The sequence below is a fragment of the Lelliottia amnigena genome (assembly GCF_019047465.1).
Classification (GTDB): Bacteria; Pseudomonadota; Gammaproteobacteria; order Enterobacterales; family Enterobacteriaceae; genus Enterobacter; species Enterobacter amnigenus.
This window is the reverse complement of record NZ_CP077236.1, coordinates 2,699,060-2,716,827: the sequence shown is the minus strand read 5'-3', so window position 1 is coordinate 2,716,827 and position 17,768 is coordinate 2,699,060. Positions and strand designations below refer to the sequence as shown.

The following is a 17,768-nucleotide window of genomic DNA, read 5'->3' as shown; positions in this document are numbered from 1 at the left end:
TGAAGGGGAAGAGCAGAGCCGCCCGATCACCCGAAGGAAAAAACAATCTATATTGCAATTCTGTTACATCCGTTACATAACCGTACGCACACGATTGCCAGCCCGGCGGCGGCAGGCATCATAGAGAAACTATTCAGCAAAGGTATGAATGATGATCAAAGTGGTGCTGGTGGACGACCACGTGGTGGTCCGATCTGGATTCGCTCAGCTGTTAAATCTGGAAGAGGATCTGATCGTCGAAGGCCAATACGGTAGCGCTGCCGAAGCGTGGCCTGCCTTGTCACGTAATGATATCGACGTCGCGGTGATGGATGTCGCCATGCCCGACGAAAATGGCCTCAGTCTGCTAAAACGCCTGCGACAGCAGCGCCCCGGCTTTCGCGCAATCATTCTCAGTATTTATGATACGCCTGCGTTTGTGCAGAGCGCACTCGACGCTGGCGCCAGCGGGTATCTCACCAAGCGCTGCGGGCCGGAAGAGCTGGTGCAGGCCGTACGCTCCGTCGGTATGGGCGGACATTATCTCTGCGCTGATGCGGTCAAAGCCCTGCGCGGCGGCCAGCCCGCCGCCAAAGTGCTCGATGTACTGACCCCACGCGAGCGCGAAGTGTTCGACCTGCTGGTGAAAGGCGAAAGCGTCAAAGCCATCGCCTATACGCTCGAACTGAGCCACAAAACGGTGCATGTGCATCGCGCCAACGTGCTGGGAAAATTGCAGTGCAGCAGCACCATCGAACTGGTGCATTTCGCGCTCGACAATCAGCTGCTGACGGGCCACTGATGCGGCGATCCGTGCGGCACATTATCCTCTCACTGTTCATTATGCTGGCCTGGGGCACCGGCTGGCTGATGCTGTGGACGCTCAGCTTTTATCTGACGCACAACGGTCAACAGGCCGCGTTATTCCTGCCGCAGGGCGTCTATCTGGCGCTGCTGATTTTGCTGTCGCGCCGCTTCTGGCCGGCGTTGATTCTCTCCACTCTCGTGGCCATTGGGTGGCTGCACAGCGAACAGCTCCTGACCCGCTACGAGATGCTCGTGGTACCGCTGATTGGGACTGTCGCCGCCTGGCTGACGCAACGCTACTGGCACCGTTTTCCGCTTTACTGGCAGCGTCTTTCCCTGCTGATTGCTGCGGTGACGTTCAACGCGCTGCTGCAAACGTTACTGCTGTCACCGTTTCTGGAAAGCCCTAACACGCTTCTGCTGCTGGCCTCCTTCACCGGCGGGGTGTTGCTCACGCCGTTTGTCTATCTGGTGTTTGAGTTTTTGCGCCAGCAGCATCGCTCCCATTTACTCGGGCTGGACACCAGTAATCCGCCGCTACGCACCTCGCTTATCATCTGGTGCAGCCTGTTTTTTATCATCGGAATCGGCACGCAAATGGTGCTCTCCCCCGCCCTTGAGCGCCTGCTGCTGATCGTCGTTTTTCTGCCAAACGTCGTGATGGCGTGGAAGTTTGGCTGGCAGGGCGGCGTATTGTCTGGACTGCTGGGCAGCATGATGATCACCATTGCGCGTCAGGTTGGCGTCGGTTTTACCGATCTGATGGAGCTGGAGATTTTCCTCGCCACCCAGTCGTTGCTCGGGATTGGTCTGGGGATCGCCATCAGTCGTCAGCAGCAGTTGGCACGAAATCTCGATCACTATCGCCGCCGACTGGAGGCCGAACTTCAGGCGCGGCGGGCGCTCACCGAAAAGCTAATCCACACCGAAGAAGATACCCGCAAGCACCTCGCCCGCGAGCTGCACGATGAAATCGGCCAGAACATTACGGCCATTCAAATTCAGTCTCAGCTGGTCAAGCGCGCTGCCGATACCCCGCTGGCGGTTGAAGCCGCCGGGCAGATCAACGAACTGGCGCGGCGGATTCATCACTCGACCCGTCAGCTGCTGCGCCAGTTACGCCCGCCCGTTCTCGACGAACTGTCGCTCAAAGAGGCGCTGCATCATCTGGTCAACGAATTTGCCTTTGCCGAGCGCGGGATTACCTGTCGGTTTGACTATCAACTGCCCGCGCCACCGGAAAATGAAACGCTGGTATTCACCCTCTATCGCTTGCTACAGGAATTGCTGAATAACGTCAGTAAACACGCCGATGCCAGCGAAGTGACCATCGTCCTTCGCCAGCAGGAAAACCGGCTGCATCTGGAGGTCGCGGACAACGGCGGGGGTATCAGTCCGGAAAATGTGCCCGGCTTTGGTATTCAGGGAATGCGCGAGCGCGTCCACGCCCTCGGCGGCGAATTCACGCTGAACGCCCACGCCGGCACGCGCGTAATTGTTAACCTGCCCACAATTTTGCAACAAACACTTCACTAACCAGGAAAAAGTCTTAGTCACTCCAGACTTTCTCTCATCCCTTTTTCGTCACGCTTTCATACAGTCATCTCAAACGGAGAACGCCATGCACGCACTGTCTGCTGAAGAGATCACGCAACGCTATCGGGCGATACGCCCACGATTGCTGTTGTGCATGGCCATCGGTTACGCCGCGTTTTACCTGACGCGCAAGAGCGTGAATTACGTGTTACCCGCGCTGCAAATGGATTTGGGGCTGAGTAAAAGCGATATCGGGCTGATCGGTTCGCTGTTTTATCTGAGCTACGGGCTGTCTAAATTTGCCGCCGGACTGTGGCACGACAGCCACGGGCAGCGGGCGTTTATGGGCATCGGCCTGCTGGCAACGGGCGTGCTGAACGTGCTGTTTACGTTTAGCGATTCGTTCCCGCTGCTGCTGTTTATCTGGACGCTGAACGGCTTCTTTCAGGGATGGGGCTGGCCGCCCTGCGCCAGATTGCTCACCCACTGGTATTCGCGCAATGAGCGCGGTTTCTGGTGGGGCTGCTGGAATACTTCCATCAATATTGGTGGTGCGATTATTCCATTGATATGTGCGTTTGCCGCCCATCTTTGGGGCTGGCAGGCAGCGATGCTGACACCAGGGATCATCAGCATTGTGCTCGGCATTTGGCTGACCACACAGCTGCGGGGAACACCGCAGGAAGAGGGTCTGCCGACGGTCGGGGAGTGGCGCAACGATCCGCTGGAGTTGCGTCAGGAACAGCAAAGCCCGCCGATGGGGCTGTGGCAGATGTTACGCACGACGATGCTGCAAAATCCGATGATCTGGCTGCTCGGCGCGTCGTATGTCCTGGTGTATCTGATCCGGATTGCGCTGAACGACTGGGGCAATATCTGGCTGTCAGAAAGCCACGGCGTAAATCTGTTGAGCGCCAACGCCACGGTGATGCTGTTTGAAGTGGGCGGTTTACTGGGCGCGCTGTTCGCCGGATGGGGTTCGGACCTGCTGTTTAGCGGCCAGCGTGCGCCGATGATTTTGCTGTTCACGCTGGGGCTGATGGTTTCCGTCGCCGCGCTGTGGCTGGCACCGGTTCACCACTATGCCCTGCTGGCGATGTGCTTTTTTACCGTAGGATTTTTTGTGTTTGGCCCGCAAATGCTGATCGGCCTTGCCGCCGTTGAATGCGGGCACAAACAGGCGGCAGGCTCGATTACCGGTTTTCTCGGCGTCTTTGCCTATCTGGGGGCGGCGCTGGCGGGATGGCCGCTGTCGCTGGTTATCGAACATTACGGCTGGTCGGGGATGTTCAGTTTGCTCTCGATTGCCGCCGTACTGATGGGTTTATTGCTGATGCCGCTGCTGATGTCGGGCATCACCGCTTCTCGCAGTCACATAACGTCATAAAAAGGCTGAATAATGAAAACAACACTCCTCTCTACCCTCATTGCATCTGGGATCGCGCTGGCCACCTTAACGGGTGCCGCGCAGGCTAAAGGCCGTCTGGTGGTGTATTGCAGCGCCACTAACGAAATGTGTGAAGTCGAAACGAAAGCCTTTGGCGACAAGTACGACGTCAAAACTTCGTTTATCCGCAACGGCTCCGGCAGCACGCTGGCGAAAGTCGATGCGGAGAAGAAAAACCCGCAGGCTGACGTCTGGTACGGCGGCACGCTGGACCCGCAATCGCAGGCCGGAGAAATGGGGTTGTTGCAGCCGTACAAATCGAAAAATCTTGAGCAGATCATGGAGAAATTCCGCGATCCGGCCAAAGTGAAAGGCAACCTCTCTTCCGCTGTCTACGTCGGCATTCTGGGCTTTGGTGTGAACACTCAGCGCCTGAAAGAGAAAAATCTGCCGGTCCCCAAATGTTGGAAAGATCTGACCAAGCCGGAATACAAAGGCGAGATCCAGATAGCCGATCCGCAAAGCTCCGGTACGGCGTATACCGCACTGGCGACTTTCGTGCAGCTGTGGGGCGAAGATCAGGCGTTCGATTACCTGAAACAGCTGAACAGCAACGTGTCGCAGTACACCAAATCCGGTATCGCCCCGGCGCGTAACGCCGCGCGCGGTGAAACCGCCATCGGGATTGGCTTCCTGCACGATTACTCGCTGGAAAAAGAACAAGGCGCACCGCTGGAGCTGATTTCACCGTGCGAAGGCACCGGGTATGAAATCGGCGGCGTCAGCATTCTGAAAGGCGCGCGTAACGAAGAAAACGCGAAGCTGTTTGTGGATTGGGTGCTGTCGAAAGAGGCGCAGGAGCTGGCGTGGAAGAAAGGCAAATCCTACCAAATCCTGACCAACACCACGGCGGAAACCTCCCCGAACTCGCTGAAGCTCGACGACCTGAAATTGATCAGTTACGACATGGATAAATACGGCTCAACGGACGTGCGCAAGGCACTGATCAACAAATGGGTCAGCGACGTGAAGATGGGTAAATAAGCCCGCAAACCGTAGTTATACCCAAAATAATTCGCGTTGCAGGCAGGCGGCAAACGAGCAAATCCCCAGGAGCTTACTCAAGTCAGTGACTGGGGTACGTGAGAGCAGCCAACGCATCTGCAACTCAAGTATGACGGGTATATCGCCCGGCGGATTTTCCCGTCGGGCCTCCAACACTCGGAAAACGTATGTCACACACATTAGCTCTCCATCCCGCCAAGAAACGGGATGCGGTATTCCTTTGGGTTTTGCTTGGCTGGCTGGCGTTTGCCCTGCTGCCAAGCTGGAGCCTGGATTACGGCCTGCTGGAGTCGACGCGCGACGAGATCCTCGACGCCTACAGCTGGTCACATTTCAACGTTAGCTGGCTGTGGTATTTACTGCCGAGCCTGCTGCTGGTGCGTCCGTTCAGTGAAGCGAAACGCGAGCAGATTAGCCGTCATTATATTGATGCGGGATGGGCGCTGCTGTGCATGGCGTTTATCGTCATCAGCGCCACGGTCGAAGGACGCGGGTTAGGCTACGCGTCTATCGTGCTGTTCGTCGCACTTGGGGCGATCATGACGCTGGCGCTGACGCGACTCGAGTGGCTGGGCGGCGACCGCTTTGTGATTGCCTCGCTGATAACCATCGTCGCGCTGATCGGCATCTTTATCGTCTGGCCGAGCATCGCCATTTTCATTCCGATGTTCACCACCGATACGGGCGAATTTGCGCCGCTGGCCTTTATGACGGTGCTGTCGCAGGCGCATATCGTACAGGTCATTATCAACTCGATTGTGCTGTCGATTGCCGTCGGTATCGGCTGTACGTTCTTTGGGTTGGTGCTGGCTATTTACACCACCCGCATCGCCAGACGCAGCGCCATTATTGGGCGTATCTTCTCGATTCTGCCGATCGTCACCCCGCCGTTCGTGGTGGGGCTGGGCGTGACGCTGATGATGGGCCGCTCCGGCTACATTACCGAGCTGATGGTGGACTGGTTTGGCCTGACCAACACTAACTGGCTGTACGGGTTTACCGGTATCTGGCTGGCGCAGGTGCTGGCCTTTACGCCGATGGCGTTCATGATCCTCGACGGAGCCATCAAGACGATTCATCCGTCGCTGGAAGAGGCGTCGTATACCCTGCGCGCCAGCCGCTGGCAGACCTTTAACGGTGTGTTTGTGCCGTTGCTGAAACCCGCGCTGGCAAACGCCTTCCTGATTGTTATCGTGCAGTCGCTGGCCGACTTCAGTAACCCGCTGGTGCTGGGCGGCAACTTCGACGTACTCGCCACGCAAATCTACTTCTACATCACCGGGTCGCAGTTGGATTATCAGGCGGCCAGTACGCTCGGCGCGTTCCTGCTGGTCTTCTCGCTGCTGGTGTTCTGCATTCAGTACATGTGGATCGGCAAGCGGTCTTACGTAACCGTATCCGGCAAATCCTACCGTGGCGACGTGCAGCCGCTGCCGGTGACACTGGTCTGGGCCGTGGTGGCGCTGTTAACCGTCTGGATCGCGTTTAACGCCCTGCTTTACGGCAGCATTTTCTACGGCAGCTTTACGGTGAACTGGGGCGTGGATTACACCCTGACGCTGGATAACTTTATCAAGTTGTTCGGCCAGGGCATGAGCGACGGCGCGTGGCCTTCACTGCTCGATACGCTGCTGTACGCCGGGATCGCCGCACCGATCACCGCGGGCTTTGGTCTGCTGATCGCCTGGGTGGTCGTGCGCCAGCAGTTCCGTGGCAAAAAGACTATCGAGTTCACCACCATGCTGTGCTTTGCCGTGCCAGGCACCGTGGCGGGCGTGTCGTACATTCTGGCCTTTAACAGCGCGCCGGTTTACCTCACGGGAACGGCTGCGATTGTGATTATCTCAATGGTGATGCGTAACGTGCCGGTGGGCATTCGCGCCGGGATCGCGGGGCTCGGCCAGATCGATAAATCGCTGGATGAAGCGTCGCTCAGCCTGCGCGCCGGGAGCTTCCGGACCATCACGCATATCCTGCTGCCGCTGCTGCGCCCGGCGATTCTGTCGGCGCTGATTTACAGCTTTGTGCGCGCCATTACCACCGTTAGCGCCATTGTGTTCCTCGTCACGCCGGATACCCGCGTGGCAACAGCCTACATTCTGAACCGCGTGGAAGACGGCGAATACGGCGTGGCGATTGCCTACGGCTCGATCCTGATTGTGGTCATGCTGGCGATCATTTTCCTCTTTGACTGGCTGATCGGTGAATCTCGTACCTCCCGTTCAAAAGCCAAAAACCAGGCGTAACACTATGACTCAAAAACATTTCGTTGAATTGCGCAATGTCACCAAGCGCTTTGGCAACAACACCGTTATCGAGAATATCAATCTTGCGATTCCGCAGGGGCAGATGGTGACGCTGCTCGGCCCGTCGGGCTGCGGCAAAACCACGGTGCTGCGTCTGGTCGCGGGGCTTGAAAAACCCACCGAGGGGCAGATTTTAATTGACGGCGAAGACGTCACGCATCGTTCCATTCAGCAGCGTGATATCTGCATGGTGTTCCAGTCTTACGCCCTGTTCCCGCACATGTCGCTGGGCGAGAACGTGGGCTACGGCCTGAAAATGCTTGGCGTATCGCGCAGTGACATGAAAACCCGCGTCAAAGAAGCGCTGGCGATGGTGGATCTGGACGGCTTTGAAGACCGCTACGTCGACCAGATCTCTGGCGGACAGCAGCAGCGCGTGGCGCTGGCGCGTGCGCTGATCCTCAAACCGAAAGTGCTGCTGTTCGATGAGCCGCTGAGTAACCTCGACGCCAACCTGAGGCGCAGCATGCGCGACAAAATTCGCGAGCTACAAAAGCAGTTCAACATCACGTCGCTGTACGTGACCCACGATCAGAGCGAGGCGTTTGCGGTGTCCGACACCGTGCTGGTGATGAACAAAGGCAACATTATGCAGATTGGCTCGCCGCAGGATCTGTATCGCCAGCCCGCATCGCGCTTTATGGCGAGCTTTATGGGCGACGCCAACCTGTTCCCGGCACGCTTTAGCGAGGATTTTGTCGAGATCCACGGCTACCGCTTGCCGCGCCCACTGCATTTTGCCCGCGAGGGAGCGGGATCGGTCGGTGTGCGCCCGGAAGCGATCACCCTGAGCGAGCACGGCGAAGAGAGCCAGCGCTGCGTGATTCGCCATGTGGCGTACATGGGACCGCAATATGAGGTGATTGTGAACTGGCACGGCCAGGAGATTTTGTTGCAGGTGAACGCCACACGCCTACAGCCGAACGAAGGCGATAATTATTACCTCGAAATCCACCCCTACGGAATGTTTGTGCTGGCGGATGCCGCATAGTTAAAAACAAAACGGCAACGCCCGTTGCCGCATTTAGTGTCTACCCTCTCCCATTGGGAGAGGGTTGGGGTGATGATATCAGGCTCGCACTCATCCGCGCTGCGCGTTCAGCTCCGTAATATCTTTCGGCGTGGTGCGACAGCATCCGCCAATCAGCTTTGCCCCTGACGCCAGCCACTTCGGTAGATACCCCGACAGCGTTTCGCAAGCTTCGCCGTGGTGGTGCCAGGTTTTGCTCACTGCGTCATAGTGCTCGCCGGAATTCGGATAGACCACCAGCGGCAGCGCAGTCAGGCTGTGCAGATGCGCAAGCGCTGCAGGGGTGTTTTCCAGCGCGATACAGTTGATGCCCAGCGCGACAACGTGCGGATAATCCGCCAGGGCGGCAACAACGTCACGTAGCGGCGTGCCATCGCTGAGGTGCTCGCTGTCACTCAGGGTAAACGAGAACCACGCCCGAGCACGGGGATATTCACTCAGCAACACCGCCAGGGCTTTGATCTCGGCAAATGACGGCAGCGTTTCGCAGGCCAGTAAGTCAGCTCCCGCATCCAGCAGCGCTTCTACGCGCGGGCGGTGAAATTCGGTAAATTCTTGCGCACTGCGCACGTAATCCCCGCGATACTCAGACCCGTCCGCCAGATACGCGCCGTAAGGCCCGACGGAACCGGCGACCAGCAGCGTGCCCGCGTGCGCGTTTTCAGCCAGATACGCTTCGCGAGCTTTACGCGCCAGTTCGACGCTTTTACCTATTAGCGCACGCGACTGCGCCTCATCCAGACCGCGTGCGGCAAAGCCCGCCGGCGTGGCCTGATAGCTGGCGGTGATTGCCACCTGTGCACCCGCGCGGAAATAGTCCAGGTGCACGTCACGGATCAGCTCCGGGTTTTCGACCAGCACTTTTGCCGACCATAAGCTATCAGCCAGGTTACACCCGCGCGCTTCAAGCTCCGTCGCCATTGCGCCGTCCAGCACGATAAACGGCTGTTTCTCAAGGAGGGCGGTAAGCGGATTATTCAGCGACATGTTCAGGCTCCTGCTTTTTAAGATTTTGGGTGAGGTAATACGCACCATAACACAGGGCGACAAACGGAATTCCGCAGTAAAGCGCAATGCGCTGGCTCGGATCAAAGGCCAGACCGACGCAGGCCATCACGCACAGGACAAATCCCAATACCGGCACCAGCGGATACCACGGGGCACGATACTGTAAATCCGTCAGCGGTTTGCCCGCCTGGAGGTGACGGCGGCGGAACATAAAGTGCGAGGCGCAGATGCTTATCCACACCGCCACCACCGCAAATCCCGAAATCGCCGACAGCGCGACAAACACCGTATCCGGGGCGATCACGCTTGAGAACAGCGCCAACACGCCGCCCAGAATCGACACCGAGATCGCCGTCAGCGGCACGCCGTTTTTATTCACGCGGGCAAAACAGCGCGGCAGCGTTTTCTCATTCGAGAGCGACCACAGCATGCGACCCGAGGCATACAGCCCGGAGTTCGCCGCCGACAGAATGGCCGTCAGGATCACGAAGTTAAAAATGTCGGCTGCATAGGGAATGCCGACTTTCTCGAACACCAGCACGAACGGGCTTTTCTCCACGCCGGCCTGCTGCATCGGGATCAGCGCCGCCAGTACAAAAACGGTGCCAATGAAGAACAGGATCAGGCGCGCAATCGTGGTGCGGATCGCCACCGGGATGACTTTATGCGGATTCTCCGTTTCACCCGCAGCGATGCCAATCAGCTCGGTACCGGAGAACGCGAAGTTCACCGCCACCATCGTCATCAGAATCGGCAGGCCACCGTGGGGGAACCAGCCTTCGGCGGTGATATTGGATAAGCCCGGCGCAGGTGAACCGTCCTGCATCGGGATAAAGCCGAAGATCGCTGCTCCGCCCAGGATAATAAAGGCGATGATGGTGATGACTTTCACCAGCGAGAACCAGAATTCGCCTTCGGCGAAGAAACGCGTCGAGATGACATTGAGGGCAAAAATCACCGCGCAGAACACCACGCACCACACCCAAACGGGCACCTGCGGGAACCAGTACTGCATGCAGAATCCGGCGGCGGTAAAGCTTGAGCCGAGCGCAACGGTCCAGGTGAGCCAGTAAAGCCACGCGACGGTATAGCCCGTTGCTGGCCCCAGATAGCGCGTGGCGTAGACATGAAATGCCCCGGTTTCCGGCATCGCGACGGAAAGCTCGCCCAGACACTGCATCACCAGCCAGACCACCAGCGCGCCGATCAGATACGCCAGAAGCGTGCCCGCCGCACCGGTCGTGGAAATGATGTAACCCGTATTAAAGAATAGCCCTGTGCCAATCACGCCACCCAGCGACAACATAATCAGGTGACGCGTTTTCATGGTGCGCTTTAGCTGCCCATTGTCGTGTTCTGTTTGCATATTACCTTCTAAACGTATGGACATCTAAACATCCAAAGAAGGTTTTGTTATACCGCGATTGTTAACAAAAAGCTAGCCGCGCACCAAACGTAGCCGCGCACGGCGGGCGCTGAGTCGGGGTTGGTTTGTCATGATCACGTAGAGAATTGGTCGCCAGGCCATAAGCACCTCCATAAGCCGATACTGAGATCATGGCGCGGACGGAGGGCATTTTCGGTCAGTCGAAAGTGGGAACCCATTGCGCTGTCTCATACAGAAAGGTGTGATTGCCCCTGCGTCTTCGGGATTCACACGTGCGGGGCGTCCGACAACAGCGTAGAGAGGGTGATCCAAACAGTGTGATCCTGATTACAAAATTGGTAAATCCGCTAAAGGGTTCTATAGTCGACGGTGATTCTACGTTACCAGGACTGGCTCATGCGCTTTAAAGGACTTACCAAAGGTTTCTTCATTCTGATTCTCGTCATCGTTTCGCTGGCTTTCTTTGACATACTGGCCCCCTACTTTTCGGCCGTTTTCTGGGCGTCGATACTGGCCGTCATCTTCCATCCGGTGAAGAACAAAGTGCGCAGTCTACTGGGGGAACGTAACGGGCTGGCATCGCTACTGACGCTGGGCATTATCTGCCTGATCGTGTTTACACCGCTGATCGTGATTCTCTCGTCGCTCGCCATTGAGCTGAACGTGGTTTACACCAAGCTCCAGCATACGAATTCCCAATTCCCGGAAGTGGTGGCAAGCCTGTTTACACACCTGCCGGACTGGGCACGGAATTTCCTTGTCGATCACAATTTGGATAATGCCACGCAAATCCAGCAAAAACTCTCTGATGCTGCCTTAAAAGGCGGACAGTATCTGGCGGGCAGCGCCTTCTTGATCGGCAAGGGCACGTTCGGCTTTGCGATTAGCTTCGGCATCATGATTTACTTGCTGTTTTTCCTGCTCAAAGACGGGCCATATCTGGTGCGTCAGATTCTTGATTCCCTGCCGCTGTCCGATTTTGTTAAGCAGCATCTGTTCGCGAAATTTGCCGCCGTCTCCCGCGCGACGGTTAAAGGCACGGTGGTTGTGGCGCTCGTGCAGGGTATTTTGGGCGGTATCGCCTTTTATATCGCCGGTATCGACGGCAGTATTTTGTGGGGCGCGCTGATGGCGTTCCTGTCGTTAATTCCGGCCATCGGCTCGGCGATTATCTGGGTACCTGCCGCTATCTTCCTGTTTGCCACGCAACAGCTTTGGCAAGGCTTCTTCATTGTCGGCTTCTTTGTCATCATCGTGGGGCTGGTGGATAACATCCTGCGCCCGCTGCTGGTCGGCAAAGACACCAAAATGCCGGACTATCTGATCCTGATCTCGACACTGGGCGGGATGGAAATTTACGGCATTAACGGCTTTGTGATTGGCCCGCTGATCGCCGCCCTGTTTATTGCCTGCTGGAATCTGCTTTCCGGACGCGACCATGCTGGCAATTCGGACGAAATCGACGAAACCTTTATTGAAGAAGGCAAAAACCCTCCAGATTTGTGAAAGCGTGACGATATTTAACAGACCAGGCGGCCAAATGGCCGCCTTTTTTTTACACGGAAATCATGCGTTTCCTATAATTTCAAAATAGCTATCCCACAAATGGCCTAGAAGGATCCTACAGGTGCGTATTGCGACCATAACGAACTGGGCCTACGGTGCCACGGTGTGTCTGACAATTGTGTCAGGCGTGGTGATGCTGATGGCGTCAAACGCAGATAATGTTGAGCGGCAGGCGGTAGAACAGCGGCAGGTTTTTGACCAGCTCACTGAAGAGGTTGACGTCGAGATCTGGTCGCTTTCGGATCTGGCGCGGCTGTACGTGATCAAACAAGACCCGGACCTGCTGGCGGAATATCAGCAAAAAGAGCAGTTATTGAAGGCCGTTGAGCATCGTCTGGCAAAACTGAAAGACAACGGCGCGACGGATGATGAACTGGCGCTTTTGCATGAAGGATTCCGGGTTGTCGATGCGCTTCAGGATGAACAGCAGACCGCGTTAGCTCAGGTGGCTCGCGGTGAACAGTCGCAAGCCCTCGCGCTACTTTACGGCAAACCTTACGAACAAGAGCTGGAGCGGGCGCAAGACCAAATCGACCATTTCCGCCTGATGCTCGATCGTCGTGCACAGGACGCCGTCGAGCAAGCGACCAACACGTCACGCCTGTTACGCACGTTGTCCGAAGTGATGGTGGGTGTGACGGCCCTGCTGTTCCTGTTTGTGCTGGGTTTCATCTTAAAACGCCGCGTGCTGCGACCGGTGGTGCGTCTGAGCGACGTGGTGAATCGCCTGGCCTCCCAGGATTATGCGGTTGAAACGCCCAACTTTAACCAGATCGACGAAATTGGTGACATGGCGCAGGCGATCCGCATTTTTCGTGAGAATGGACTGGCACGACAGCGTCTGGAAAAAGAGCGCGACGCCGACTGGGCGATCCGCGAGCTGCTGGCGCGCATGACGCAGCGTTTGCAGGGCTGTGAGAACTTCGAGGATGTGATTAACGTCGCACAGCTTTTTGCCCCCAATATCGCGCCGGGAATAGCCGGCCGGCTCTATATTCTCGACCACGATCCGTGGCAGATGCGCTGCGTCGCGCAATGGCTTTCGCCCGAGGGGAAACAGGACCCGTTCCACCCCGACGAATGCTGGGCTGTACGTCGCGGTCAGAGCCATCCACCGGTTAACGGCGAGCCGGATATCGCCTGCTACCATCTGCCGGACACCTGTGCAAATCACTCGCTTTGCGTACCGCTGATCGCCCAGGGAGAAGCGATTGGTTTACTCTCTTTCCAGAACATCACGCCAGAAACGGCGCCTTCTCGCGCTTATCTGGAACTGATGGCCGAAGCGCTTGGCCTCGCGTTAGCGAACCAACGTCTGCGTGATGCCCTGCTCGAAAAAGCGCTCTATGATCCGTTAACCGGCCTGCGCAATCGTCACCATCTGGAAGACACGTTGCGTACCCAAATGAGCCAGGCGACGCGCAATGCAGAACCGGTGAGCTGCCTGATGATCGACATTGATCACTTTAAAAATATTAACGACAGGTTCGGTCACGAGGCGGGCGATCAGGTGATCAAAAACGTCGCGGCCATCGTCCAACGCGCCGTTCACGACCATGGCGTGGCGTTCCGTTACGGCGGCGAGGAGTTTCTGGTGCTGCTGACGGGCGTTGATGAAGAGGCGGCTCACGCCTGCGCAACCGAGATTTTTAATGGCGTTCACACCCTCTCAATGCGCTATGGGCTGTCTGAAATCGGTCCCGTGGACGTGTCGATTGGCATCGCCAGCTACCCGGAACACGTCCAGAGCGACAACCTGCTGCGTGCGGCCGACGTCGCGCTGTATCGTGCGAAAGAGCTGGGCCGTTCGCGGATTGTGAGTTTCGGGATGCTGGAGCCGGGTTAATTTTAAATTTACCATTCAGTGAAGAGCATATTAATTAACTGTTATTTTGCTCCCTCCACTGTTTGACCCTGTCATCCGTAACTTCATTTTTATAGCAGAGTGGCGCGTAGCCTCCGGCCTTGCTCCATGCGCTGCGCCTGCCACAGGCACTACCATTCCTCGCACGATTGAATGGGCAAGCACACACGCCGGGATATGAGGCGATGGATTCGGCAATAACCTTATCTTTAATCTCTGAGTCTAAAACTGAATGACTCTTGGCCATGACGCTACCCATATTAAATACCCAGCATGCAGCCAAAATCACCGCTAACAATGATTTTATTTTCATTAAATTTGCTCACTAAGGGAGGGAATACAGATTCACAGTAGAGTGAGTAAGAGCAAAAAGTCATGATGTAAGACAATAAGCGCACTAACAAATGATTACGGGACAAGCGCCTGACAAAGCCAAACCGAATGCCCGCCACAATCGGGATCTTCAAATACCACGTCAATCACTGCAAAACCATTTTCCGCCAGCCGTTGTCGGTATTCGTCCGGCGACAGGCTGGCGTGATACAGCGGTTCGCCTTCAAATTCTCCCATCGCAATACCGTGATGTGTGCCGCTGGTGAACATCAGCACGCTGCCAGGATGGCTGTGACGCGCAAAAACAGGGAACATCTGGCGCTGATCTTCAGGAGTCAGGTGGAAAAAGCTGTCCCAGGCGATCAGCCCGTCAAAGGTTTTATTCAGCGCTAGCTGACGCATATCCAGATTCAACCAACGCTGTTCAGGAAACTGCTGCTGTGCGCGAGCCAGCATCGCGGAAGCGCCGTCGATACCCGTGATTTGATAATTTTGCTGAATGAAATAGTCAGCAATGGGCCGACCATTGCCGCAGCCGATGTCCAGAATCGTCCCGCGCGTACCGAGCAGATCGATAAATTTATCGAGCCAGGCTTTTTCCATTAAATGGCGGGAACGCAGGCGAGCAAAGGCATCAGCGTGCGTGTCGTAAAGGTTGATAATGTGTTTAGCGGCGGATTCTGACATGTCCTGCTCTTACGGTTGGGTTGTAGGGCGTCGCGTTTGTTCATCACCCGCAGGGTGATCATTACTGAACATATCACGCCCATAAAAAAACCGGCGCGTTTCGCGCCGGTCTGTTTATGGCTCAGTCACTGCCCGTCAGGCAGTTTTCACCGGTTTCTCTTCCGTTTTTACCTGCGCGTTTTCCAGCATACGACGCACCGGAACAATCAGCACCAACAGCACCGCAGCACAAATCAATAGCGCAACAGAACAGCGCGCGAAGAGATTTGGCAGCATATCCAGCTGATCGGCTTTGACGTGGCCACCAATCAAACCAGCCGCCAGGTTGCCCAGCGCGCTGGCGCAGAACCACAGCCCCATCATCTGGCCGCGCATTCTTTCCGGCGCCAGCAGCGTCATGGTCGCCAGACCAATCGGACTCAAACAAAGTTCGCCAAGTGTCAGCATCAGGATGCTGCCCACCAGCCACATCGGCGATACGCCTGCCCCGCCGCTGTTCAACACGTTTTGTGCCGCCAGCATCATCACGCCAAAGCCTGCCGCCGCACACAAAATGCCGATCACAAACTTGGTGATGCTGCTCGGACGCACGTTGTTACGCGCCAGCATCGGCCATGCCCAGCTAAAGATCGGCGCCAGAATAATGATAAACAGCGCGTTGATTGACTGGAACCACACTGCCGGGATTTCAAAATCACCGATCATGCGGTTGGTGTAGTCATTGGCAAACAGGTTGAATGACGTTGGTTTTTGCTCAAATGCAGACCAGAAGAACGCAGCGGAAACCAGCAGAATGAAACAAACCAGCAGCCTGGCGCGCTCTTTACGATTCAGGCCGGCAAAGAGGAACAACCAGATAAAATAGAGCGCGACCGAGGCAGCAATCACGTAGACAAGCACGCTGGCGACCGCGACAGGATTAATCACAATCACACCCTGTGCAATCAGCGTCACAATAATCGCCACGCCGACCGCCAGAGCCAGCAGCCAGGCGCCTACGCCATTTTTCTTCGCCACCGGATTGTTCCAGGTCGAATCCAGGCCGACTTCACTGTCGTAGCGTTTCATTGATGGCACGGCAAACAGGCGGAAAATCACCAGCGCCACCAGCATCCCGATACCACCGATGCCGAACCCCCAGTGCCAGCCGTGCGTTTTAATCAGCCAGCCGGAGATCAACGGGGCGATAAACGATCCCATGTTGATGCCCATATAAAACAGCGAGAAGCCGCCGTCGCGACGGGCATCGCCTTTTTTATACAGCGTCCCCACCATGACCGAGATACAGGTTTTGAACAAGCCAGAACCGAGGACGATGAACATCAGGCCGATAAAGAACAGGTTGTTGCCCATAAAAGCCGACAGCGCGATCGACAAATGCCCAAGTGCAATCAGAATGGAGCCGTACCAGACCGCCCGCTGCTGGCCGAGCCAGTTATCCGCCAGCCAGCCGCCAGGAAGCGCAGCGAGATACATACTGCCAGCAAAGATCCCGACGATGGCCGATGCGTTTTCACGCGCGAGCCCCATGCCGCCGTCATAGACGGTTGCCGCCATGAACAGGATCAGTAACGGACGAATGCCGTAAAACGAGAACCGCTCCCACATTTCGGTAAAGAAGAGCGAGCCGAGCGGATAAGGATGGCCGAAGAAAGTTCGGCTTTCGTTATTATTAACAGAGGATTGCATAATGCTCCTGAAAAGGTGTGTCAGTGTGTTTGCTGCGCTGACATGCACGCCGACCAGTCATCTATCTGGGCGATTTTTTACATGTAGCGATATTTTAATTAACCATATGATAACCAGACGTTGGTTTTGTCTAGTACAAAAGTTAGAACTTTAAGGCGAAAACTCGATAGATGTCTAGTTTTGTAGATTTTTTGTTTGATGAAAAGAGGAACTGATTGACACCGACTGCAAAAAAAGCGGCAGAGTATTAAGTATTTATGTCTCGCATTCGTGTGCTCATGCGAGCGAGAAGAGGAAAAAAGGTTGTCATCATGAACACGGTCTTCGCCTGAGCGAACCTTGTCGAAGACCGTAGGCACGAAGCCACCGGTTATCCAAAAGCCTTGTTCAACGCCTCGGCAAGCGCAGAAGGATTCTCCCAGGACATTGAGTGTCCAGCCTGGGGTACTATGGCTACAGGAACGTCGTTATGGCTAACATGTTGAAAATCATCGTCCGGTAAGGATTGTTCGCCAAAAATCAGCGCGCGGGAACAGGACAGGCTAAGAAAGATCTCCATCCACGAGGGTGAAGTCCCCTCAATCAGGCTTTTGGCTCCACGCCACATTGCCCAAGGCGCAGCATTTTGGGCCGAACCTTTCCATGGGGAGGTGTGGCTCGCCAGTATCCGATCGTAAACGTGAGAGACAAACTCAGCTTCCGGTTTCTCTACGATGATTCGGCTATATTCGCCGCCGCCTGCATGAAAGTTAGGTTCCGAAACCACCAGTTTACCGACCCGCTCACGCAACCGTGCCGCGACTTCAATCGCGATGCTGCCCCCCATGCTGTGACCATAAATGTCGCATTGCGGGAGCATCAATGCGTTGATCACCTCGATAACCACGCCAGCCTGATGAGCAATGCTGTAATCATAATCATGAGGTTTGTCGCTGAAGCCATATCCAGGAAGATCAACCAGTATGGCGCGCCGCCCGCCAAATGCCGGATCTGCCACAATGCGTGGGTATTCATAAGAAGAAGCACACCCGAGCCCGTGAATAAACACAACAGGAATTCCCTTCCCTGGCAAATCATGCCAACGAACGTTGGCACCGGCTGTTTCCGAAAACACACTCTGCATA

The 17,768-nt window shown here is 56.0% G+C and carries 14 protein-coding genes; 8 read left to right on the top strand and 6 right to left on the bottom strand.

All coding sequences use genetic code 11. The features are described from left to right. The first annotated feature begins 151 nt into the window (after nt 1-151). The 6 genes from I6L74_RS12690 to fbpC all read left to right on the top strand — a co-directional run bounded on the left by I6L74_RS12690 (nt 152) and on the right by fbpC (nt 8,071). On the top strand, nt 152-781 hold the full coding sequence (locus I6L74_RS12690; RefSeq protein WP_059177843.1) for a response regulator transcription factor: 630 nt from the start codon (nt 152-154) through the stop codon (nt 779-781). After that, on the top strand, nt 781-2,322 hold the full coding sequence (locus tag I6L74_RS12685) for an MASE1 domain-containing sensor histidine kinase (RefSeq protein WP_059177842.1): 1,542 nt from the start codon (nt 781-783) through the stop codon (nt 2,320-2,322). Before I6L74_RS12690 ends, I6L74_RS12685 begins: the two co-directional genes overlap by 1 nt. 58 nt (nt 2,323-2,380) lie before the next feature. Continuing rightward, nucleotides 2,381-3,709 (top strand): MFS transporter family glucose-6-phosphate receptor UhpC, encoded by a 1,329-nt coding sequence (gene uhpC / locus I6L74_RS12680; RefSeq protein ID WP_255210199.1) that lies wholly within the window; start codon nt 2,381-2,383, stop codon nt 3,707-3,709. A 12-nt stretch (nt 3,710-3,721) separates the two neighbouring features. Beyond that, nucleotides 3,722-4,753 (top strand): ABC transporter substrate-binding protein, encoded by a 1,032-nt coding sequence (locus I6L74_RS12675; protein WP_059177840.1) that lies wholly within the window; start codon nt 3,722-3,724, stop codon nt 4,751-4,753. 188 nt (nt 4,754-4,941) lie between these two features. Then, nucleotides 4,942-7,020: an ABC transporter permease gene (locus tag I6L74_RS12670; RefSeq protein WP_059177839.1), complete on the top strand. Its 2,079-nt coding sequence runs from the start codon at nt 4,942-4,944 to the stop codon at nt 7,018-7,020. 4 nt (nt 7,021-7,024) lie between these two features. Further along, nucleotides 7,025-8,071 carry a ferric ABC transporter ATP-binding protein gene (gene fbpC / locus I6L74_RS12665; protein ID WP_059177838.1) on the top strand — a complete coding sequence of 349 codons (1,047 nt, stop codon included), beginning with the start codon at nt 7,025-7,027 and terminating at the stop codon, nt 8,069-8,071. A 90-nt stretch (nt 8,072-8,161) separates the two neighbouring features. Here the strand turns inward: fbpC and mmuM are convergent, their stop codons facing one another. Both mmuM and mmuP read right to left on the bottom strand, forming a co-directional pair. Continuing rightward, nucleotides 8,162-9,097, bottom strand: a complete 936-nt coding sequence (mmuM, locus tag I6L74_RS12660) for a homocysteine S-methyltransferase (protein WP_059177837.1) — start codon at nt 9,095-9,097, stop codon at nt 8,162-8,164. Continuing rightward, nucleotides 9,084-10,484, bottom strand: a complete 1,401-nt coding sequence (mmuP, locus tag I6L74_RS12655) for an S-methylmethionine permease (protein ID WP_059177836.1) — start codon at nt 10,482-10,484, stop codon at nt 9,084-9,086. The genes mmuM and mmuP overlap by 14 nt, the downstream gene beginning before the upstream one ends. Nucleotides 10,485-10,901: 417 nt before the next feature. Between mmuP and I6L74_RS12650 the strand changes: the two genes are divergently transcribed. Together I6L74_RS12650 and I6L74_RS12645 are read left to right on the top strand one after the other, a co-directional pair. After that, on the top strand, nt 10,902-12,011 hold the full coding sequence (locus tag I6L74_RS12650) for an AI-2E family transporter (RefSeq protein WP_059177835.1): 1,110 nt from the start codon (nt 10,902-10,904) through the stop codon (nt 12,009-12,011). Nucleotides 12,012-12,132: 121 nt separating this feature from the next. Then, nucleotides 12,133-13,917, top strand: a complete 1,785-nt coding sequence (locus I6L74_RS12645) for a diguanylate cyclase (RefSeq protein ID WP_059177834.1) — start codon at nt 12,133-12,135, stop codon at nt 13,915-13,917. A gap of 34 nt (nt 13,918-13,951) precedes the next feature. Here I6L74_RS12645 and I6L74_RS12640 read toward each other — a convergent pair whose 3' ends face one another. The 4 genes from I6L74_RS12640 to I6L74_RS12625 form a co-directional block, all read right to left on the bottom strand. Then, a complete protein-coding gene (locus tag I6L74_RS12640; protein WP_072241751.1) occupies nt 13,952-14,248 on the bottom strand; it encodes a hypothetical protein in 297 nt (98 codons plus the stop codon). Nucleotides 14,249-14,343: 95 nt separating this feature from the next. Continuing rightward, nucleotides 14,344-14,955: a class I SAM-dependent DNA methyltransferase gene (locus I6L74_RS12635; protein WP_059177833.1), complete on the bottom strand. Its 612-nt coding sequence runs from the start codon at nt 14,953-14,955 to the stop codon at nt 14,344-14,346. Between the two features lie 135 nt (nt 14,956-15,090). Further along, complete coding sequence (locus tag I6L74_RS12630) at nt 15,091-16,644, bottom strand: peptide MFS transporter (RefSeq protein WP_059177832.1); 1,554 nt, start codon at nt 16,642-16,644, stop codon at nt 15,091-15,093. A 370-nt stretch (nt 16,645-17,014) separates the two neighbouring features. After that, entirely contained in the window at nt 17,015-17,767 is a 753-nt protein-coding gene (locus tag I6L74_RS12625) for an alpha/beta fold hydrolase (RefSeq protein ID WP_059177831.1), read from the bottom strand. Nucleotide 17,768: the final 1 nt, after the last annotated feature.